Origin of the sequence: Dyella agri (assembly GCF_044904705.1) — a bacterium.
In the GTDB taxonomy this organism is placed as follows: Bacteria; Pseudomonadota; Gammaproteobacteria; order Xanthomonadales; family Rhodanobacteraceae; genus Rhodanobacter_A; species Rhodanobacter_A agri.
Genome location: NZ_JADIKL010000005.1, coordinates 76359 through 96530, shown reverse-complemented (window position 1 = coordinate 96530; position 20172 = coordinate 76359). Strand labels below are relative to the sequence as shown.

Genomic DNA, 20172 nt, shown 5'->3' with positions numbered 1-20172 from the left:
GGTTGAATAATACGCCAACGAAAAGGCGCGTCAAGCGCGCCTTTTCGCATCGCTTCCCGCTCAGGCGCGCCAGTCGGCCAGCGTGGCGTCGAGCTCGGCCGGGGCACCGATCGCACGCGCCTCCAGTCCCTTGTCGATGCGCTTGGCGAGGCCCGCCAGCACCTTGCCCGGACCGCACTCGACGATGCGCGTGGCGCCGCCGGCAGCCAGCGCCTGCACGCATTCGGTCCAGCGCACCGGCAGGTAAAGCTGACGCTGCAGTGCGCCGCGGATTTCGTCCAGCGAGGCGTAGCTCTTTGCCTCGGCGTTCTGGATCACGGGGATGGTCGGCAACTGCCAGGCGATCGAGGCCATGCGCTCACCCAGCTTGTCCGCTGCCTCGCGCATCAACATGCAGTGCGACGGCACCGACACGGCGAGCTTGATGGCCTTTTTCACACCCAGTTCGGCGAGCCTGGCCAGCGCACGATCCACCGCCTCGGCATTGCCCGCGATCACCAGCTGGCCCGGCGAGTTGTAGTTGGCCGGCGCCACCACCTGGCCCTGCGCGACCTCTTCGCACACCTGCGCGATCTGCGCATCGTCGCCACCCAGGATCGCCGCCATCGCGCCCGTGCCCGCAGGTACCGCCGCCTGCATCAGGCGACCGCGCTCGGCAACCAGCGCCGCCGCGTCGTGCAGCGACAAGGCGTCAGCGCAGACCAGCGCGCTGTATTCGCCAAGGCTGTGGCCGGCCAGCTGCGCGGGCTGCGCGGGCTGCGCGCCGCCGAGCTTGTTCCACACCCGCCACACCGCCACGCTGGCTGCAAGCAAGGCCGGCTGCGTGTTCTCGGTGCGGTTGAGCTGCTCCTCCGGGCCCTGCTGGCTGAGCGCCCACAGGTCGACGCCCGCCCCTTGCGAGGCCTCGTCGAAAGTCGCCTTCACCTCCGCGTGCGCGGCAGCCAGCTCGGCCAGCATGCCGACCGATTGCGAACCCTGGCCGGGGAAGACGAAAGCAAGCGTGGCGGCGTTCATGGGCAGTGCATTCCTCGGATCAAATCAACATGGTGCCAGCATCGGCCGGCGTGCGCAGCGGTATCGACCGCAGAAAAACCGATGCCGCCCATGGGCGGCATCGGATGCAATGGCGAAACGTCGGTATCAGTAGCGCAGCAGCGCCGACGCCCAGGTGAAACCGCCGCCGAACGCTTCCAGCAGCAGGTTCTGGCCGCGTTGCACCTTGCCCGAACGCACCGCGTAGTCCAGCGCCAGCGGCACCGAGCCGGACGAGGTGTTGGCATGCTGGTCGACGGTGACGATCACGCGATCCATCGGCATTTCCAGCCGCTTCGCGGTGGCCTCGATGATGCGCAGGTTGGCCTGGTGCGGGATCAGCCAGTCGATATCCGAGGCGTGCATGCCGGCGGCCTGCATCGTCTCGTCGACCAGCGCATCCAGCGTCTTCACCGCGACCTTGAACACTTCGCGGCCGGCCATCTTGATGCGCACGCCGTGGTTGGGCTCGTCCTTGAAACCGACGGAGACGCCCACCGGATTCCACAGCAGCTCCTTGTAGCCGCCGTCGGCGTGCATGCAGGTCGCGTAGATGCCGGGTTCGCTGGAGGCTTCCAGCACCACCGCGCCGGCGCCGTCGCCGAACAGCACGCAGGTCTCGCGCTCGTTCCAGTCGATCATGCGGGTCAGCGTCTCGGCACCAATCACCAGCACCTTCTTCGACTGGCCGCTCTTGATGAACTTGTCGGCAATGCCGAGCGCGTACATGAAGCCGGAACAGGCGGCGTTGACGTCGAACGCCGCGCAGCCGTTTGCGCCCAGCCGCTGCTGCACGAGGCAGGCGGTGGACGGAAAAATGATGTCGGGGGTGGTGGTGCCCAGCACGATCAGGTCCAGCTCCGCCGCCTTCACCCCGGCCGCCTCCAGCGCACGCTGTGCGGCGAGGAAGGCCAGGTCGCCGGTGGTCTCGCCGTCCGCGGCGATGTGGCGCTGGCGGATGCCGGTGCGGGTACGGATCCATTCGTCGCTGGTGTCGACGATCTTCTCCAGATCGGCGTTGCTGACAGCGCGCTCAGGCAAGGCGCTGCCGGTGGCGATGATGCGGGAGTAGATCAGAGCCATTCCGTTTTCCGTCGAACGTAAACCGTGCATTGAACGCCCTGGACGGCGCATGCGCAACCGTCCGGGCTCCATCAACGCGGAACGGCGCGTCGCCGCGCCGTTCCGCTAGATCAAGGCATGCGGACTTCCGTGAGGAAGTCCGTCTGCGCGATCACTCCTCGACCGACACCGCGCCCTTGGTCTCGATGACCTTCTTGCCGCGGTAGTAGCCGTCGGCGGTGACGTGGTGGCGCAGGTGCACCTCGCCGCTGGTCGGATCGGTCGACAGCTGCACGGTCTTCAGCTTGTCGTGCGCGCGACGCATGCCGCGGGTGGACGGGGTACGGCGGCTCTTGGCAACGGCCATGGTAGTTCTCCAACTGAACCTGATGTTCGGTATCTGTCTGATGATCGGAGCCGTTGGGCCCCGACCGGCTTACTTCTTCAGTTCGCGCAACACTGCGAACGGATTGTTTTCGCGCCGCTGCACCTCATCCTGCTCCGGCTCGCCATCATTCATCAGCGCGTCGGGCAGGCTGCTGTCCGGGTTCACCGGCACCAGCGGCAAGGCCAGCAACAACTCGTCCTCGATCACGTCTGCCGGATGCAGGCGACCGTCCTCGGCCACCAGCAACGGTTCGCAGCCAGGCGGCAGACCCGCCTCGTCGCGCTCCTTCCGGATCAGGCCGAGCCGGCTGTCCACCGTTACCGGCAACACGAACGGTTCGAGCGTACGCTGGCAGATCATCGTCAGCGGCGCCTGGGCGCGGACATCCACGTAGTCCGTGCCCAGCGAGTCCCGACCGAAATCCAGCCGGTACTCCACCTCGCCCTCGCTACCCGCCAGCGCGCTGCAAAGGCGCTGCAGTGCGGCAACGGGCATCGATCCCTCGAACGAACGCCGCGCCGAGACCATGCGCCAAGCGTCCACGGACTCTGGCAGTGTCACGGACATAATCGACAAATGGTAAGTTCCTGAACGACCGAAGTCAACAGACGGATCAAGCGCTTGCGTCATCCGCATGTCGCCGCCCGGACTGCGCATTTTGCCTGATACGCCCCGCTTGCGGCAGACTGCACGCCCACCCCATCCGAGCCCAGCCGTTTGAACCTTTCCCTGACGTTCGGCGTGCTCGCGCTGCTTGCGCTGGTCATCGCGGCCGCCTGGGCCTTGTCCTCGCGCCGCTGGCAGAACCGGCGCACCGCCGACCTGCAGCAGCTGCTCGACCTGGCGGACCGGCTGGAAACCGACCTGAAAAGCTGCCGCACCGGTCTGCAACAGGCACATGCGGTGATGGCGATCAACCCGGACCTGCCCGGCGCCAGCGAGCAGGACGCCCGCCAGGCCGTCGACGCCGGCCTGCAGGCGCTGCTGCGCCAGCGCATCTGGATCCGCGACCACGCCGCCCGCGCCAGCCGGCAAGAGCTGAACGAGACCGCCGCCGCGATGCGCGCCAGCCGTGACCGCCTGCAACCCTTGCTGCAGGCGCTGGATGCCGCCCAACGCGACCTGGACAGCGCGATGCGCGAACACATCCACCGCGACGCCGAATGAACGCTGCCGCGCCCCGTATCGTGCTGGCTTCCACCTCGCGTTACCGCGCCGAGTTGCTGCGCCGGCTGCTGCCTGATTTCGAGCAGCGCGCGCCCGGCACCGACGAGGCCGCCCTGCCCGGCGAGGCGCCGGACACACGCGCAGCACGCTTGGCTGTCGCCAAGGCCGCAGCGGTTGCCGACGGCCTGCCTGATGCCCTGGTGATCGGTTCCGATCAGGTCGCCGAACTGGATGGCGATGTGCTGGACAAGCCGGGCAGCGCGGCGAATGCCCGCGCCCAGCTCGCCGCCAGCTCCGGCCGCGTGGTGCATTTCCACACCGCGCTGTGCCTGCTCGACACGCGCAACGGCCGCCGGCAGATCCACGTCGACCGCACCCGCGTGCACTTCCGCACGCTGGGCATCGCAGAGATCGATCGTTACGTAGCGCGCGAACAACCGCTGGACTGCGCCGGCAGCTTCAAGTGCGAAGGCCTGGGCATCAGCCTGTTCGAGCGCATCGACAGTGAAGACCCCAGCGCCTTGATCGGCCTGCCGCTGATCGCGCTGGCTGGACTGCTGCGAGCCGCAGGCCTGGCCGTGCCATAGCTTGCCGTCGTGCCGGTGACAGTCCGCGCAAGCTGCCGCTACTCTGCGCGCTGGACACAGGGGGCTGCACATGAACACGGAAACGACTTGGTATTACGCGGACCGCCACGGCCAGCAGCAGGGGCCATTGTCGCGCGAGGATTTCCTGCGCGTACTGGAACGCGAACAGTTGCCGCCCGAGACCCTGGTCTGGCGCGACGGACTGGCGCAGTGGCAGCCGCTGTCCTCGCTGGCGGAGGAACTGGGCTGGCCTGCCGCGACACCGCCGGCGATGCCGCCCATTCCGCCACCGCCGCCATCCCGCACGGCGCCCGCGTTCGCGCCGGCGCCGGCCCAGGTGATCATCTATGCCGGCTTTGTGCGGCGCCTGGCGGCCATCCTGCTGGACGGCCTGGTCATCGGCGCGATCAATGTCGCGCTGATCTTCGTGCTGGCGCTGGCATTCGGCCTTTCGGCCATGGGGCGCAGCCACGCATCCAATCCCGCCGATGCCATGCTGTTCCTGCTGATCTACCCGGTGATCTTCGGCGTGGCGCTGCTGTACTACTCGCTGCAGGAAAGCTCCGCGCACCAGGCCACGCTGGGCAAGCGCGCGCTGGGCATCAAGGTTACCGACCTGAGCGGACAGCGGATCAGCTGGAAGCATGCCGTCGGCCGCTGGTTCGCCGCGGCGCTGTCCTACCTCACCATGTACATCGGCTTTCTGATGGCCGCGTTCACCGAACGCCGGCAGGCGCTGCACGACATGGTGGCGAGCACGCTGGTGACGGACCGCTGGGCTTTCACCGACCACCCGGAGCGGCAGAACACGCAGACGTCCGGCTGCCTTATCGTCGTACTGGTAGGCGCGTTCCTGATCGTGCCGGTGATCGGGATACTCGCGGCCATCGCAATTCCCGCCTACCAGAGCTACATACAGCGCTCGCAGATCGCCGGCGCCCTGGTGCAGGCCGAACCGGTGAAGGCGCTGGTCTACCAAGCGTGGAAGGCCAACGGCCAATGCCCGCGCAATGGCCAGGCCGGCATCGGCGATGCGGGCAGCTACGCGAGCAGGCAGTTGCAGTCCATCGACGTCGGCAGCATGAAAACCGATGGCAGCTGTGCGCTGGAACTCACCTTGCACCTGCCGGGTCAGTCCATGCTTGATGGCAAGCGCATCTGGCTGACGATGGACAAGGGCGGCGTCACACCGACCTGGCGTTGCAGCTCCGAACTGCCGGATCGCTACCTGCCGACATCCTGCCGCGAGTCCGCCCCGCAATGAGCCAGCCCCTGCCCGTCCATCCGCCCACCGACGAACTGCGCCAGCGCCTCGCTGCCGCCGAGGCCCAGCTCAACCGCGTGGTGCTGGGCAAGGCGCGGAAGGTGAAGCTGGCGCTGGCCTGCCTGATCGCCGGCGGCCACCTGCTGCTGGAAGACGTGCCCGGCGTGGGCAAGACCACGCTGGCGCACGCGCTTGCCGCCAGCTTCGCGCTGGAATTCCAGCGCGTGCAGTTCACCAGCGACCTGCTGCCTTCCGACATCCTCGGCGTCAGCGTGTACGAACGCGAGACCGGCCAGTTCCGTTTCCACCCCGGCCCGATCTTCGGCGGCTTGCTGCTGGCCGACGAAATCAACCGCGCCACGCCGAAGACGCAGAGCGCGCTGCTCGAAGCCATGGCCGAGGGCCAGGTCACCGTGGACGGCCAGACCCATGCGCTGCCGCAACCGTTCTTCGTGGTGGCCACGCAGAATCCGCTGGACCTGGCAGGCACCTTCCCACTGCCCGATTCGCAGCTCGACCGCTTCATGCTGCGGCTGTCGCTGGACTATCCCGATCCCGCTGCCGAGCGCGAACTGCTCACGGGCGTCGACCGCCACGACCTGCTGGCCAGCCTGAAGCCGCAGTTGGACGGTGCCGCGCTGCTCGCGCTGCGCCGGCAGACGCAGGCGATCGCCGTCAGCCCGGCCCTGCTCGACTACCTGCAGGCGCTGATCGGCGCCAGCCGCCGCCACGCCGAGATCCGCACCGGGCTGTCGCCGCGCGCCGGGCTGTCGCTGCTTGCCGTGGCGCGCGCATGGGCGCTGCTGCATGGCCGCAGCTACGTGTTGCCGGAAGACCTGCAGGCGCTGTTCGTGCCACTGGCCGCACATCGACTGGTGGCCGCGCGTGGTGCCGGGGGCGAGGCACTGGCACGCCAGCTGCTCGCCGAGGTGGCGGTGGACTGATGCGCGCCGACCTGCGCCGGCTCGCGCAACTCGCCGAACGCCGCCTGCCCGCACTCACCCGCCTGCGCCGAGCCGAACCACTGCCGATCGAACTGGGCCGGCGCCGCATCTACATCGTGCCCACTGCGTTCGGCCTCGGCTTCGGCGTGCTGCTGATGGTGATGCTGGTCGGCGCGCTGAACTACGCCAACAACGCGGCGGTGCTGTTGACCTGCATGCTGGGCTCCGCTGCCGCGGCGAGCATGCTGTTCGCTTTCCGCACCCTGGACGGCCTGTGCCTGCGCGACATCCGCGCCGGCCACGCCGTCGCCGGCGAACCGCTGGAACTGGTATTGGACTTCAGCGCGCAACGCTCCCGCGAAGCGGTGCGCCTGGACTGCGCCGGCGAGTCGCTTGCGTTCGCCTTGCAGGGCACCACGGAGCTGCGGCTGCGGCTGGCCACCACCCGCCGCGGCTGGCAGGCCTTGCCGCGGCTGAAGCTGTGGAGCACCTGGCCGCTGGGCTTGTTCCGTGCCTGGAGCTGGCTGCATCCGCAGCAGTCCGTGCTGGTGTGGCCGCGACCGGAGGCTGCCGGGCCGCCGCCGCTGCTGCCGGGCGATGCACGCGAACGCCTGCGTCCGCAGGCCGGCGAGGAATTGGCGGCCCTGCGCGACTACCGTCGCGGCGACGCGCCCAGGCACATCGCATGGAAAGCCAGTGCCCGTCACCATGACCTGCTGGTGAAGGACTTCGACCGTCCCGAGCCACGCGAGACCTGGCGCCTGGACTGGAACGCGCTGCGCACGCTGGACCGCGAGACGCGCATCGCCCGGCTGGCGCGCTGGCTGGGCGAGGCGGAGGCACAGGGCCGGCGTTACAGCCTGCAGCTGCCGGAGCAGCGCATCGACATCGGCAGCGGCCCGCCCCATTACGCACGCTGCATGAGCGCGCTGGCCGTGCTGCCATGACCAGCGCAGCCACTACGTCGCTCGACAGGCGCAGCTTCGACCTGGTCGCACTAGGCCTTGCCGCCGTGCTGGCACTGCACGCGCCGCACCTGCCGTGGTGGCTGAGCGCCGCGCTGGCGCCGATCCTGGGCCTGCGCTGGTGGCAGCGCCGCCGCCATCGCACCCCCACACCGACCTGGCTGAAGCTGCCGCTGCTGGCGGTGCTGCTGCTGGCCATCGTGAGCTGGTACGGCAACCTGTTCGGCCAGGCGCCCGGTGCCGCATTGGCGGTGGGCCTGCTGGTGATGAAACTGCTGGAAACCGAGACGATACGCGATGCCCGCGTGGGCATGAGCTTCGCCTGCTTCACCTTGATGGCCGCGCTGCTGTTCGACCAGAGCCTCACCGCCACCACCGCGATAGCGCTGGGCCTGCTGCCGCCGCTGGCCGCGCTGCGTTCGCTGGAGCCGGGACGGCAGCCGCCTGCCCGATGGTGGCTGGAACTGGTCCCCGGCGTTGGCTTGCTGGCTGCCGCCCTGCCGCTGGCCCTGCTCGCCTTCCTGCTGCTGCCGCGACTGAACTCGCCGCTGTGGGGCGCGCCGAACGCCGGCCAACAGCGCACCGGCCTCAGCGACCGCATGACGCCGGCGGGTTTCAATCAGTTGCTGACCGACGAAAGCCCCGCCCTGCGGGTGAGCTTCGACGGCCCGCCGCCGCCAGCCGAGCAGCGCTATTTCCGTGCCTTCGTGATGGGCCACTACGACGGCACCAGCTGGATCTACCTCAACCCGGGCGAACAGTCGCCAGCGCCGATCGAGGCAGCACAAGCTATCCACTACCGCATCAGCCTGGAGCCGACCCGGCAGCGCGTGCTGCCCACGCTGGACGTGCCGCTGGCCGCACCGCCCGGCGCCAGTCTGCGCCGCAATCGCGAAGTGATCGCCGACCGGCCGGTGAACTCCCTGCTCGACTACACGCTCAGCTCGGCCACCCGCTACCGGCTGGAACCGCAACCCGGCGGCTACCTCGCCCGCTGGCTGCAACTGCCCGCCGATTTCAATCCGCGCACGCTGGAATTGGGCCGCGCGTGGCGGACGCGCTACGGCAACGACGACGGCGCCATCGTGCAGGCCGCGCTGGCGCTGTTCCACGACGGCGGCTTCCGCTACACGCTGTCACCTGCGCCGCTGGGCCGCGACGCGATGGACGATTTCCTGTTCGACACCCACGAGGGTTTCTGCGAGCACTACGCGTCCGCCTTCACCGTGCTGATGCGCGCCGCCGGCATCCCCGCCCGCGTGGTCACCGGCTACCAGGGCGGCTACTGGAATGCGATGGGCGGCTACCTGCTGGTGCGCAATTCCGACGCTCACGCCTGGAGCGAAGTGTGGCTGGCCGGGCGCGGCTGGGTGCGGGTCGATCCCACCGCCGCAGTACGTCCGCAACGGATCAGCCTGGGCGCCGCTGCCGCGGCAGGCGGCCAGTTGCCGTGGTACCAGAGCAACTGGCTGCAGTCGCTGCGCAACCACTGGGACATCGTCAACCGCTGGTGGAACCTGAGCGTTAATGGCTTCGACGCGCTGCGCCAGCGTGGCCTGCTGAAGCCGTTCGGCATCCGCGAAATGGACACCTCCACGCTGGCGCTGCTGCTGGCCATCGGCTGCGTGCTGTGCATGGCCGCCGGGCTCGCATGGGTGTGGCGGCGGCATGAACCGGAAGACGCCGCGCGCGCCGCGTTGCGCCGGCTGGAACGCAAGCTGGCGCGTCTGGGCGTGGTGCGGCAGGCTGGCGAGGGACCGCGGGACTACCTGCAACGCGCCGCCCATGCGCTGCCGGCGCAACACGACAGGTTGATCGAACTGATGCACCGCTACCTCGAACTGCGCTATGCCCAACCGGAACCGTCGATCGAATCCCTGCGCGCGCTGCAACGCGCGGTGCGGGATTTTCCTGTCGTCCGCATGGTCAAATGAGCGTTGATAGGGTTGTGCACACAATCATCCATGATGGAGAAACCGCCATGTCCCTCTACCGTCCCCTCGCGCTAGTCGCGGCCATCGCCCTGCTGGGCGGTTGCGCGACCATTCCGCAACCGCTGCAGGGCAACTACACCGCCATCTCCAGCGCCGCCGCCCAGCAAGGTGGCGCGGGCGGCACCCAGGTGCGCTGGGGCGGCGAGATCATCAAGACCGAGCCGGGCCCGCAGCAGACCTGCTTCTACATCCTGGCGCGCCCGCTGGACAGCCAGGCCCGACCGGAACTGGGCCGCTCCGGCGGCGACCAGGGCCGCTTCGTGGCCTGCCACAGCGGCTTCTACGATCCGGAGGTGTTCTCCCGCGGCCGCGAGTTGACCGTGACCGGCACCATCCACGGTACGGTGACGCAGAAGGTAGGCGACTACGACTACCCCTACCCGCGTGTGGAAGCCGACGTGGTGTATCTGTGGCCGAAGCGCCCGGTCTACGTGGACACGCCCTATCCGCCGGGCTTCTACGATCCGTTCTGGGGGCCCTGGGGTCCGTGGGGCTATGGCTACGGCCCGTATTGGCGCGCGCCGCGGGTGATCGTGGTGCGCCCGCCGCCGCCGCCGCCCTCGGGCAAGTGATATCCCGCAACGAAAACGCCGGCCTTGGGCCGGCGTTTTCGTTGCGGCTCCGTGCCGTTGCTCAGCCCGGCGGCCAGTGCATCTGCCGGCCGCCCAGCAAATGCAGGTGCAGGTGGAACACGGTCTGGCCACCGTATTCGTTGCAGTTGAGCACCGTGCGATACCCCTGGTCGGCAAAGCCCTCGCGCCTGGCGTAGCCGGCCGCGGCCAGCAGCAGGCGTCCCAGCAGCGCCGCATCCTCCGCGGTGGCGTCGTTCAAGGTGGCGATCGGCTTCTTCGGGATGAACAGCACATGCACCGGCGCCTGCGGATTCACGTCGCGGAACGCCAGCAGCTCGTCGTCCTCGTAGACGATGTCGGCCGGAATCTCGCGCCGGATGATCTTGTCGAAGATAGTGTCGGCCATGCTGTCGCCCTAATTTTAAGAGTGCGGCCAAGGATGGCCGCCCGTTTGATCTTCGCGATCAGGGATGATCGCAGAACATACGGAGTGCGGCCAGGGATGGCCGCCCATTTGATTTTCGCGATCAGGGATGATCGCAAGACGTACGGCGTGCGGCCAGGGATGGCCGCCCGTTTTATCTTCTCGATCAGGGATGATCGCAGGACATGCCGAATGCGGCCACGGATGGCCGCCCGTTTGACTCTCGCGATCAGGGATGATCGCAAGGCTAGAGCAATTGGCGGCCACCGAACGCATGCGCCAGCGTGCCGCGGTCCACGAATTCCAGTTCGCCGCCCAGCGGCACGCCGTGCGCCAGCCGCGTCGGCTTGATGCCGCCGGCACGTGCCAGCTGCGCCAGATAGTGCGCGGTGGCCTCGCCTTCCACGGTGGGATTGGTGGCGATGATCAGCTCCTCCACCTCGCCCTCGCCCAGCCGCTGCGTGAGCAGGGGCAGGCCCAGCTCCTCCGGCCCCAGGCCATCCAGCGGCGACAGCCGGCCATGCAGCACGAAGTACTGGCCGCGATAGCCGGTGGCCTGCTCGATCGCCACCAGATCCACCGGCGACTCCACCACGCACAGCAGCTGGCGGTCGCGGCTGGCGCTGGCGCAGATCGCGCACAAAGCCTCCTCGCTGAAATTGCGGCAGCGCTGGCATTGCCCGATGCGCTGCATCGCCTCGCGCAGCGCGTCGGCCAGCTTCAGGCCGCGATCGCGATCGCGTTCCAGCAGATGGAACGCCATCCGCTGCGCACTCTTGCCGCCCACGCCGGGCAGGCAGCGTAGAGCTTCGATGAGGCTGGCGAGAAGTGGGGAGCCGGATGACATGGGTGATTCAAGAAGTGAGGGAGAGACGTGGGAGGCAGGGGGAATGCGGAAAACGGCCCAGTGCTGCGCTCTCGCGCCTCCCGGTTCACTCCTGCCCTCAGAACGGCATCTTGAATCCCGGCGGCAGGTTCATGCCGGCGGTCACGCCGCCCATCTTCGCGCGACTGGCTTCGGCGACCTTGTTCACCGCGTCGTTGATCGCGGCGGCGACCAGATCCTCGGCCATCTCCGGATCGTCGGCGAAGGTCTGCCGGTCGATCACCACCTTGCGCACCTCGTGGGCGCCGCTCATCGTCACGCTCACCAGGCCGCCGCCGGCGCTGCCGGTGACCTCCAGCTTGGCGATCTCTTCCTGCGCACGCTTCATGTCTTCCTGCATGCGCTGGGCCTGCTGCATCAGCTGGCCGATCTGACCTCTCATCTCAGTGCTCCGTCTTCAACTGCCAAAGGGTTTCACCGACTGCGGCACCACGCGGGCGCCGAAGTCGCGTTTCATGGATTGCACGAAGGGATCGTCTTCGATCGACTGCTCGGCGGCCGCCTGCGCCTCGTTGCGCGCCTGGGTGGCGCGCGCGGCCGGCGTGGCGGCGACAGCGGCCTTGTCGATATCGACGAAGCGCAGCTTGATGCGCTCGCCCAGCGCCTGGCTGATCCGCTCCTCCATCTGGCTGACCATCGGCTCCACCGCCATGCTCATATGCGCCGGTTGCAGCGCCAGCACCAAGGTGTTGCCTTCGCGCTCGCGCAGCACCGCATGCTGCGCCAACACACTGAACGGGCCACGCAGGCCGGCTTGTTCGATCAGGCTTTCCCAGTGCGGCAGGCCACCGGCGCCAACCAGCGGAGCCGCCGGGGCGGATTCGCGCACGGCCGGCGCCGCAGCAGCAACCGGCGGTGCCGCGCGATACGCCGAAGCCGGAGCCGGCGGCGCGACTGGCGCGGCGCTGCGTACCGGCGAGGCCGCGGGCCGCGGGGCGGGCGCCGCGCGCTCCGCCAACGGACGCGGGGCCTCGTCGCCGGGACGGAATGCCAGCATGCGCAGCAGCGCCATCTCGAAGCCGGTGCGCGCATCCGGTGCCAGCGCGAGATCGCGGCGACCGCCGAGGGCGATCTGGTAATAGAGCTGCACGTCCTCCGGCGCGATGCGCGCGGCCAGCGCGTGCAAGGCCTCGCCGTCGGCGTCGTCGTCGAGCCGATAGCCGGGAATCAGCTGGATCAGCTGCAAGCGGTGCAGCACGCCGGCAAGGTCGTCCAGCACACCGCCGAAATCCGGCGAATACGAGGCGATCTGCGCACACTCGGCAAGCAGGCGCGTGCCGTCGCCGTCGGCCAGCGCGTCGAGCACGCCCAGCACCTGGCCGCGCGCCACGCTGCCCAGCATGGTGCGCACGTCGTCGGCGTGCAGCGATCCGCCGCCATAGGCAATGGCCTGGTCCAGCAGCGACAGGCCGTCGCGCAACGAGCCATCGGCGCCGCGCGACAGCTCCTCGATCGCGCCATCCTCGTAGGCGATGTTCTCGGCGCCGAGGATGTGTCGCATCTGGCCGGCGATCTGCTCGGGCAGCAGGCGCTTCAGGTTGAACTTCAGGCAGCGCGACAGCACCGTCACCGGCAGCTTCTGCGGGTCGGTGGTGGCGAGCAGGAACTTCACGTGCGGCGGCGGCTCTTCCAGCGTCTTCAGCAGCGCGTTGAACGCCGGTTTGGAGAGCATGTGCACCTCGTCCACCAGGTACACCTTGAAACGGCCCCGCGAGGGTGCGTACTGCGCGTTCTCGATCACCTCGCGCACGTCATCCACGCCGGTATTGCTGGCCGCGTCGATCTCCAGCAGATCCACGAAGCGGCCTTCGTCCACCGCGGTGCAGACCGCGCACTCGCCGCAGGGATCGGCCGACTCGCCGCGCTCGCAGTTGAGCGACTTGGCGAAGATGCGCGCGATGGTGGTCTTGCCCACGCCGCGCGTGCCGGTAAACAGGTAGGCATGGTGCATGCGCCCGGTGTCCAGCGCATTGGTAAGCGCACGCACCACGTGCTCCTGCCCCACCAGTTCGGCGAACTTGCGCGGGCGCCATTTGCGGGCGAGAACCTGATAGGACATGCGTTGGGGGCCTGCTTTGCTGCGACGGGGTCAGTCGGCACTGACTTAGGGTCGAAAGCTGATTGTGCCAAGTCGACGCCGGCAAGTCAGCCGAACACGTCGAAGCCCCGAAATGGCGGCGGCCCCGCCAGCCACACCCCGGCACCCGAATCATCCACTACCGTTGCTTCCTTCCGGACCTGGCGGGGTTTGCGGACTATCGTCGCGGGGGGACCGACGGGGCCACCATGGACGTGCACGACGCTTGGTCGTGACTCACTCGAAACTGGCGGAGAGGGCGGGATTCGAACCCGCGATACGGGGATAAGCCGTATACACACTTTCCAGGCGTGCTCCTTCAACCACTCGGACACCTCTCCGCACGCAAAACCTTCCTGCCGGCCAAACCGCTCCGGTCAAGAGGCGAAAGGATAGCGACCCCTGTGGCGACTGACAAGGGATGCCGGGGTTCAACCGGCATCCGCGTGCGGCGGCGACGGCTCGCCGAGGGCGACACGCTGCCCGGTCGTGGCGACGCGGTAGCCGCGCGCCGCGAGCGCCGCGCCATCGGCCACGCTGCCGTAGTGGTAGAGCAGCAGGCGCTTGCGCAACGTTGCATCGTATTCGCGTTCGATGTCGTCGATGCCGGTGTGCGATGGGTTGCCGACCAGGCCGCAATCGTGCGCCACCAGCATGTCTCCGCCGGCATGCTGCGCCAGCGTCTCGGGGATCGGGCGGGTATCGCCGGTGTAGACGAAACTGCCTGGCAGCGCGATGCCGAACGAGGTGTTGGGCCGGTGGTGGCGGGTGGCGAACACATCGAACCACAGACCGTCGAGCCAGAAGCCGCGCGTGCACGGCACCAGCCGGAACGCCTCCCAGAAATTCACCCCACCCTCGGCCAGCACACCGGGATAGTCGGCCACCCGCGCCTGCAGCCAGGGCAGCAGCGCCGCATGCGTGAACAGCCGTGTAGTGCCACGCAGGTGTTCGTCAAACCACAGCTTGATGAACAGGCCTTCCAGCCCGGCCACGTGGTCCATGTGGGTATGGGTGATGTAGAGCGCCGGCGGCAGCGCGCCATAGACATCGAGGTAGCGGGCCAGTGTGTCCGGACCGCAATCGACCAGCAGTACCGGCACGCCGTCGCGTTCCAGCACCACTGCCGAGGAGCCCAGTTCGCCTGCCGCGTGCGCCGCGCCCGTGCCGAGAAAATGCAGATGCCAGTTCATGCGCCGAAGGTAGCCTCGTAGGCGTCGAGGAGAGGTGTCCAGATCGCCGCGCGGAAGGTCGCCTCGCCCTGCGCGGCGGCACCCAGCTTGACCAGCGAACGGTGCAGCCGCTCAAGGTTGGCCAACCGCCAGCCTTCGGCGGGTGCGCGCAAGCGTCCGCGGTCGAAGTCGATCAGATACAACGCCGAGGACGCCACCAGCACATTGTGCGCGTTGAGGTCGGCATGCCAGATGCCGGCGCGATGGAAACGCGCCACCAGCGAACCGGTCTCGCGTGCCATATCCGCATCCAGCTTGCCGGCGGCAAGGCATTCAGCCAGCGTCTGCACATCCGCGATACGTCGGGTGATCAGGTCGGCACGGTAGAACAGGCCATGCCGCTGGTAACGTGCCGCTACCGGTGCCGGCCCGGGCAGGCCCAGCCGCGCGACTTCGGCCAGCAGGCGGAATTCGGCGAAGCAACGCGTGGCATCGGCGCCGCGCCACAGGTAGCGATCCCCCATCAGCTTCGCCACCATGCCGCCGCGGCGATAGTGCCGCAGCACGCATTCGCCGGCCGGCGTGGCTATCAGCTGCACGCCGCCGCGGCCGCCCACCTGCGAGCGCAGCGCGCCGCGCTCACGCCAGCGTTCCGGCACGAACCAGTCGGCGTCGACTTGTGGCGATACCGTGGCGTCGAACAGAATCGCGCCATCGGCATCCATCTGCAGCTGCTCCCGCATCGGTACTGCCGTCCACTTTCCGTTTACCTCCAGCGATTCTACATGTCCGTTCCTGCCTCGATTTGCCTGCTGCGCACCTCGGCCATCGGCGACGTCACCCACGTGGTGCCGCTGCTGCGCACCCTGCAGGCGGCGTGGCCGCAGACGCAGCTGACCTGGGTCGTGGGCAAGCTGGAACGCAGGTTGGTGGGCGACCTGCCCGGCGTGGAATTCGTCACCTTCGACAAGGCCGCCGGCCGGGCCGGCATGCGCGCCATATGGACGGCGCTGCGCGGCCGCCGCTTCGACGCATTACTGCAGATGCAGGTGGCGCTGCGCTCCAATCTGCTCAGCTTGGGCATCAAGGCGGACCGGCGCATCGGCTACGACGCCGCGCGCGCGAAGGACTTGCACGGCCTGGTGGTCAACGAGCGCATTCCCGCACGCACGGGCGAACACGTCCTGGACGCCATCGGCAGTTTCTGCGAACCGCTGGGGCTGAGGCAGACCGGGGTGCGCTGGGACATCCCGATTCCCGACGAGGCGCATGCCTGGGCCGCGGAGCAGCTGCCGGGCGACACCCCCACCCTGCTGGTGAGTCCCAGCTCCAGCCATGCCCTGCGCAACTGGCGTCCGGAGCGCTATGCGGCCGTGATGGACCACGCCACGATGCGCGGCTGGCGCGTGGCGCTGGTGGGCGGCCCTTCGGCTAGCGAACGCGCGATGGCCGATGCGGTGCTGGCCACATGCAGCCATGCGCCGCTCGACCTCACCGGCAAGGACACGCTGAAAAAGCTGCTGGCCCTGCTGTCGCGCGCGCAACTGCTGCTGACGCCCGACTCCGGCCCGATGCATATGGCCAACGCCGTAGGCACCAAGGTGCTTGGCCTGCATGCGGCGAGCAACCCGAACCGTTCCGGTCCCTACTCCGACCGCCGCTGGTGCGTGGACAAGTACGACGAAGCCGCGCGCCGTTTCCTCGGCAAGCCCGCCGGCGAACTGGCCTGGGGCACGAAGATCGAGAAGCCGGGCGTGATGGACTTGATCGGCGTCGAGGACGTGGTCGAACGTTTCGAGGCGGCCGCAAGTCACCTCGGCCTGATCTGAAAGCCCCTCTCCCTCCGGGAGAGGGGTTCAGCCTCAGACGGCGCGGTAGTCCTGGTAGGACTTTTCCTCGACCAGCTGCGAGCCGAGCTTCACGTTGATCTCGCGCTTCACCGCCGCGCGCTCGTCGTTCCTGAAATACACCGAACGCGCCAGCTCGATGAACTCGGCATCGAAGGCCTGCGCCTTTTCCTTGATGCGGATATCGTCCTCGATCACCCACAGCGCTTCGTTCACTGCGAGCAGGCGCGCGCGCTCGTCGCGGATGTCGGTCTTCGAAGCGGAATGCGCCGCCCACGTAGCGTTGAGCAGGTCGAGTTCGGTGCGCACGTTGGCCAGCTTGGCGGGGTCGCCGATGCGCTGCGACTTGATTTCGAGGATGGTGATCTTGTCGATCAACTCGCCGTAGGACACCGGGGTCTGGATCAGGCTCATGTCTTACTCCAAGTTCAGGCGGCGTGGGCGGGGTGGAAGACACCTTGCCGCAGCAGTTCGCAGACGGTGCGGACGTCGCCATCCAGTGCGCGGTCGCGATGCAGGAAGTCGATGTGTTGGCGCAGCACCGCGTGGGCACGGCGCACGTCGGTTCCGGCGTGGAAATCGCTGGTGCCCGCCAAGGCCTCGGCCAGCTGACGCACTTCGGCGACGAACTGCTCGTGATGCGGCTGGCCCTCGCGCGGCGCATTGGCCACCTTCGCCGCCAGCGCCTGCCAGCCGCCGCGCTGCGCCAGACGGCGCGCGGCGTTCAACATTTCCTGGCGGTAATCCAGTGCCTGTGCCGCGGTGTACAGCTCCAGCGCGATCACGTGACCCAGGTCTTCCATCATCTCCAGCACATGGCGCGCCTCGTTGGCGCCCATCGAGACGTGATCTTCGGCGTTCGCGCTGGTCGGCACCGAGTACACGCTGGCCGGATGCGCCCGGGTGGCAAGGTCATTGACCAGCGCGGCGGCGGTGTACTGCACGATCATGAAGCCGGAGTCGGTGCCGTCCTCGTTGCCGGTGAGGAAGGCCGGCAGGCCGTCGTTGGTGGCCGGGTCGACCAGCTTGTTGAGGCGCCGCTCGGAGATCGAAGCCAGCACCGGGATCGCCGCCTTCACGTAGCTCATCGCCAGCGCCAGCGGCATGCCATGGAAGTGGCCGGCGGAGATCACCTGTTCCTCGATGAACTGCGCGCCTTCCGCATCGGGGAAGATCAGCGGATTGTCGGTGACCGCGTTCAACTCGATGTCGAACACGCGGCAAGCCTGTGCCCAGGCGTCGCGCACCGCGCCGTGCACCTGCGGCATGCAACGCAGGCAGTAGGCATCCTGTGGCTGATGCTTCTTGCCGCCCTTGAACGGCAGGAAGCGCGCATAGAACGCCTCGCGCCCGTGGCGCTGATTGGCCGGCACCCAGTTCCAGCCGATGTCGAAACTGAGCGCCTGGTCGTCCGGCTCGCTCCACGCCTCGGTCGTCCACGGCTTGAAATGCGGCACCAGGTGATAAGGGATGTCGACCAGGGTGGATTCCTGCAGCAGCTCGCGCACATGCGCGGCTACCGCGGTCTGGCCCGGATGCGGGCGCAGCGCATGCACCTCGGGGCGCAAGGCGCCGCTGCGGCCGGCGAAGGCATCCAGGGTCATCGCCGCGGCGAGGTCGGCGGCGTCGAGCATGCCTTCGAGATCATGCAAGGCCAGCGCGCCGGTGGCCAGCATCTGCGCCGTGCCATTGTTGAGCGCCAGACCCTCCTTGAACGACAGGCGCACCGGCGCGAGGCCCGCACGCTTCAGCGCCTCGGCGCCTGGCAGGCGTTCGCCCCGGTAGAACGCTTCGCCGCCGCCGAGCAACACGATGGCCAGGTGCGAAAGCGGCGCGAGGTCGCCGCTGGCGCCCACCGAGCCCTTCTCCGGCACCACCGGCACCACGCCGGCGTTGAGCATCGCGGTCAGCGCTTCCAGCGTCTGCACGCGGATGCCGGAATGCCCGCGCATCAAGGTGTTGATGCGGATGACCAGCATCGCGCGCACCACGTCGGCGCCGAACGGCTTGCCCACACACACGGCGTGGGTGGTGATGAGGTTGTGCTGCAGCTCTTCCAGCAGCGTGCCCTCCGGCGCCTCGGCGCGGCTGCCCGGCAGTTCGTCGCGCACGCGATGCGCACCCAGCAGCTTGTCGGCATTGCTGCCGAAACCGGTGGTGACGCCGTAGGTGGGTTCGCCGCAGTTGACCTTGTCGGCAAGGAAATCGGCCGCGCGCTGCACGCGCTGCAACTGCTTCGCGTCCAGCGCGACGCTCGCGCCGCCGCGGGCCACCGCCACCAGCTGCGCCCGGGTCAGGCTGCTGCCGTCGAGAAGAATGGTTTCGCTCACAAATGCTCCAACAGGTTCATGCAACGACGGCCGCACAGCGCGGCGGCGACAGCCGCGGGCCTCAGCCCATCGCGGCGGCTTGTTCCAGCTCCACCCGCAGCGTCTTGACCAGTTCGGTACGCGCCACCTCGAACTGGTCGCCGCGGCGCAGATCCTTCACCGTGACCACGCCCTTGGCCAGCTCGTCCTCGCCCAACACCAAGGCGAAGCGGATGCCGGCGCGGTCGGCGTACTTGAACTGCTTGCCCAGCTTGCCGGCTTCCAGCACCACTTCGGTAGCGATGCCCGCGCCGCGCAGTTCGCCGGCCAATGCGAGATAGGTCGGCAGCTGCGCCTCGTCCATCTGGGTCACCAGCACATCCACCGTACTTTGCGCGGTATGCACCAGGCCGGCTTCGCGCAGCTGCCAGTACAGGCGGCTCAGGCCGATCGAGATGCCCACGCCGGGCAGGTGTGACTTGGTGTATTGGCCGGCGAGGTTTTCGTAACGGCCGCCCGAGCAGATCGAGCCGATCTGCGGGTGCTCGTTCAGCGTGGTCTCGTAGACGGTGCCGGTGTAGTAATCGAGGCCGCGCGCGATCGACAGGTTCAGCGCGTAATGCGTCTCCGGCACGCCGAGCGCATGGATCAGCCCCAGCACTTCCTTCAGTTCGGCACGGCCCTGCTCCAGCGCCTCGGGACCGGCGCCCAGCGCATCGAGCTTGTCGAAGGCATCCTGCAGCGAGGTGGAACGCACCTGCACGAAGGCGAGGATCTTCGTCGCCACCTCCGGCGAGAGGCCGAAGGCCTCGCCGGTGAGCGTGTCGCGCACGTAATCGGCGCCGCGCTTGTCCAGCTTGTCCACCTCGCGCAGCACCAGCATCTGCTGCTCGGCGTCGGCCACGCCCAGGCTCTCGAAATAACCCCGCATCAGCTTGCGGTTGTTGAGCTGGATGGTGAACGGGCCGATCGCCAGCTCGCGGAACACGCTGTAGATCACCGCCGGCAGCTCGGCGTCGTAGCGGATCGACAAGCTGTCCTTGCCGATCACGTCGATGTCGCACTGGTAGAACTCGCGGAAGCGACCGCGCTGGGCGCGCTCGCCGCGGTACACCTTCTGCATCTGGTAGCGGCGGAACGGGAAGCTCAGCTCGCGCTCGTGCTCGGCGACGTAGCGCGCCAGCGGCACGGTGAGGTCGAAACGCAGCGCCAGGTCCGGCTTCTCGCCCTGCTCCAGCGAGCCGGTCGATTGCACGAAATACACCTGGCGCTCGGTCTCGCCGCCGGTCTTGGTGAGCAGCACGTCGGCGTACTCGATCACCGGCGTCTCCACCGGCAGGAAGCCGAAGCGCTCGTAGTTGCGGCGGATCGTGTCGAGCATGCGCTGGAACGCGACCTGGTCGAGCGGCAGCAGCTCGAGCACGCCGGGCATGGTGCGGGCCTGGGTAAGCGCCATGGAAACCTCTATGGACGGGGAGGAAC

21 protein-coding genes, 1 tRNA gene and 1 other RNA gene are annotated in these 20172 nt (G+C 68.3%); 8 read left to right on the top strand and 15 right to left on the bottom strand.

Going from position 1 to position 20172, the window contains the following annotated elements; all coding sequences use genetic code 11:
- Positions 1–60 precede the first annotated feature (60 nt).
- From fabD to ISP14_RS10850, 4 genes are all read right to left on the bottom strand, one after another.
- Positions 61–1014, bottom strand: coding sequence for an ACP S-malonyltransferase (fabD, locus tag ISP14_RS10865; protein ID WP_404539434.1), 954 nt, complete (start codon positions 1012–1014; stop codon positions 61–63).
- A gap of 126 nt (positions 1015–1140) precedes the next feature.
- The gene (locus tag ISP14_RS10860; protein WP_404539431.1) at positions 1141–2115 is read right to left on the bottom strand and encodes a beta-ketoacyl-ACP synthase III; all 975 of its coding nucleotides are present in this window, start codon (positions 2113–2115) and stop codon (positions 1141–1143) included.
- A gap of 151 nt (positions 2116–2266) precedes the next feature.
- Positions 2267–2461, bottom strand: coding sequence for a 50S ribosomal protein L32 (gene rpmF / locus ISP14_RS10855; RefSeq protein ID WP_404539428.1), 195 nt, complete (start codon positions 2459–2461; stop codon positions 2267–2269).
- A gap of 69 nt (positions 2462–2530) precedes the next feature.
- Complete coding sequence (locus tag ISP14_RS10850; protein WP_404539872.1) at positions 2531–3010, bottom strand: YceD family protein; 480 nt, start codon at positions 3008–3010, stop codon at positions 2531–2533.
- 189 nt (positions 3011–3199) lie between these two features.
- Between ISP14_RS10850 and ISP14_RS10845 the strand changes: the two genes are divergently transcribed.
- From ISP14_RS10845 to ISP14_RS10815, 7 genes are all read left to right on the top strand, one after another.
- A complete protein-coding gene (locus ISP14_RS10845) occupies positions 3200–3649 on the top strand; it encodes a hypothetical protein (protein WP_404539425.1) in 450 nt (149 codons plus the stop codon).
- Positions 3646–4236, top strand: coding sequence for a Maf family protein (locus tag ISP14_RS10840; protein WP_404539422.1), 591 nt, complete (start codon positions 3646–3648; stop codon positions 4234–4236). The genes ISP14_RS10845 and ISP14_RS10840 overlap by 4 nt, the downstream gene beginning before the upstream one ends.
- 70 nt (positions 4237–4306) lie before the next feature.
- On the top strand, positions 4307–5500 hold the full coding sequence (locus tag ISP14_RS10835) for an RDD family protein (protein WP_404539420.1): 1194 nt from the start codon (positions 4307–4309) through the stop codon (positions 5498–5500).
- A complete protein-coding gene (locus tag ISP14_RS10830; RefSeq protein ID WP_404539418.1) occupies positions 5497–6444 on the top strand; it encodes an AAA family ATPase in 948 nt (315 codons plus the stop codon). The genes ISP14_RS10835 and ISP14_RS10830 overlap by 4 nt, the downstream gene beginning before the upstream one ends.
- Positions 6444–7391: a DUF58 domain-containing protein gene (locus ISP14_RS10825; protein WP_404539416.1), complete on the top strand. Its 948-nt coding sequence runs from the start codon at positions 6444–6446 to the stop codon at positions 7389–7391. Before ISP14_RS10830 ends, ISP14_RS10825 begins: the two co-directional genes overlap by 1 nt.
- A complete protein-coding gene (locus tag ISP14_RS10820) occupies positions 7388–9343 on the top strand; it encodes a transglutaminase TgpA family protein (protein ID WP_404539413.1) in 1956 nt (651 codons plus the stop codon). Before ISP14_RS10825 ends, ISP14_RS10820 begins: the two co-directional genes overlap by 4 nt.
- A gap of 47 nt (positions 9344–9390) precedes the next feature.
- Complete coding sequence (locus ISP14_RS10815) at positions 9391–9975, top strand: Slp family lipoprotein (protein WP_404539410.1); 585 nt, start codon at positions 9391–9393, stop codon at positions 9973–9975.
- A 61-nt stretch (positions 9976–10036) separates the two neighbouring features.
- On the opposite strand, the gene ISP14_RS10810 is transcribed toward ISP14_RS10815, so the two are convergent.
- The 8 genes from ISP14_RS10810 to ISP14_RS10775 form a co-directional block, all read right to left on the bottom strand.
- Positions 10037–10381, bottom strand: coding sequence for a histidine triad nucleotide-binding protein (locus ISP14_RS10810; RefSeq protein ID WP_404539407.1), 345 nt, complete (start codon positions 10379–10381; stop codon positions 10037–10039).
- 265 nt (positions 10382–10646) lie between these two features.
- A complete protein-coding gene (recR, locus tag ISP14_RS10805; RefSeq protein WP_404539404.1) occupies positions 10647–11246 on the bottom strand; it encodes a recombination mediator RecR in 600 nt (199 codons plus the stop codon).
- A gap of 97 nt (positions 11247–11343) precedes the next feature.
- On the bottom strand, positions 11344–11667 hold the full coding sequence (locus ISP14_RS10800) for a YbaB/EbfC family nucleoid-associated protein (RefSeq protein ID WP_404539401.1): 324 nt from the start codon (positions 11665–11667) through the stop codon (positions 11344–11346).
- Positions 11668–11682: 15 nt separating this feature from the next.
- Positions 11683–13344 (bottom strand): DNA polymerase III subunit gamma/tau, encoded by a 1662-nt coding sequence (dnaX, locus tag ISP14_RS10795; RefSeq protein WP_404539400.1) that lies wholly within the window; start codon positions 13342–13344, stop codon positions 11683–11685.
- A gap of 122 nt (positions 13345–13466) precedes the next feature.
- An RNA gene (gene ffs / locus ISP14_RS10790) (signal recognition particle sRNA small type) lies at positions 13467–13563 on the bottom strand.
- A gap of 47 nt (positions 13564–13610) precedes the next feature.
- Positions 13611–13703: transfer RNA gene (locus tag ISP14_RS10785), tRNA-Ser, on the bottom strand.
- Positions 13704–13793: 90 nt separating this feature from the next.
- A complete protein-coding gene (locus ISP14_RS10780) occupies positions 13794–14555 on the bottom strand; it encodes an MBL fold metallo-hydrolase (RefSeq protein ID WP_404539394.1) in 762 nt (253 codons plus the stop codon).
- Positions 14552–15277: a 3-deoxy-D-manno-octulosonic acid kinase gene (locus ISP14_RS10775; protein ID WP_404539391.1), complete on the bottom strand. Its 726-nt coding sequence runs from the start codon at positions 15275–15277 to the stop codon at positions 14552–14554. The genes ISP14_RS10780 and ISP14_RS10775 overlap by 4 nt, the downstream gene beginning before the upstream one ends.
- Before the next feature lie 42 nt (positions 15278–15319).
- On the opposite strand from ISP14_RS10775, the gene ISP14_RS10770 reads away from it, so the two are divergent.
- On the top strand, positions 15320–16363 hold the full coding sequence (locus ISP14_RS10770; protein WP_404539388.1) for a glycosyltransferase family 9 protein: 1044 nt from the start codon (positions 15320–15322) through the stop codon (positions 16361–16363).
- A gap of 33 nt (positions 16364–16396) precedes the next feature.
- Here ISP14_RS10770 and ISP14_RS10765 read toward each other — a convergent pair whose 3' ends face one another.
- From ISP14_RS10765 to hisS, 3 genes are all read right to left on the bottom strand, one after another.
- Complete coding sequence (locus ISP14_RS10765; RefSeq protein WP_404539385.1) at positions 16397–16795, bottom strand: DUF6165 family protein; 399 nt, start codon at positions 16793–16795, stop codon at positions 16397–16399.
- Between the two features lie 14 nt (positions 16796–16809).
- The gene (locus ISP14_RS10760) at positions 16810–18711 is read right to left on the bottom strand and encodes an HAL/PAL/TAL family ammonia-lyase (RefSeq protein WP_404539382.1); all 1902 of its coding nucleotides are present in this window, start codon (positions 18709–18711) and stop codon (positions 16810–16812) included.
- Between the two features lie 61 nt (positions 18712–18772).
- Positions 18773–20146: a histidine--tRNA ligase gene (hisS, locus tag ISP14_RS10755; protein ID WP_404539379.1), complete on the bottom strand. Its 1374-nt coding sequence runs from the start codon at positions 20144–20146 to the stop codon at positions 18773–18775.
- Positions 20147–20172 lie beyond the last annotated feature (26 nt).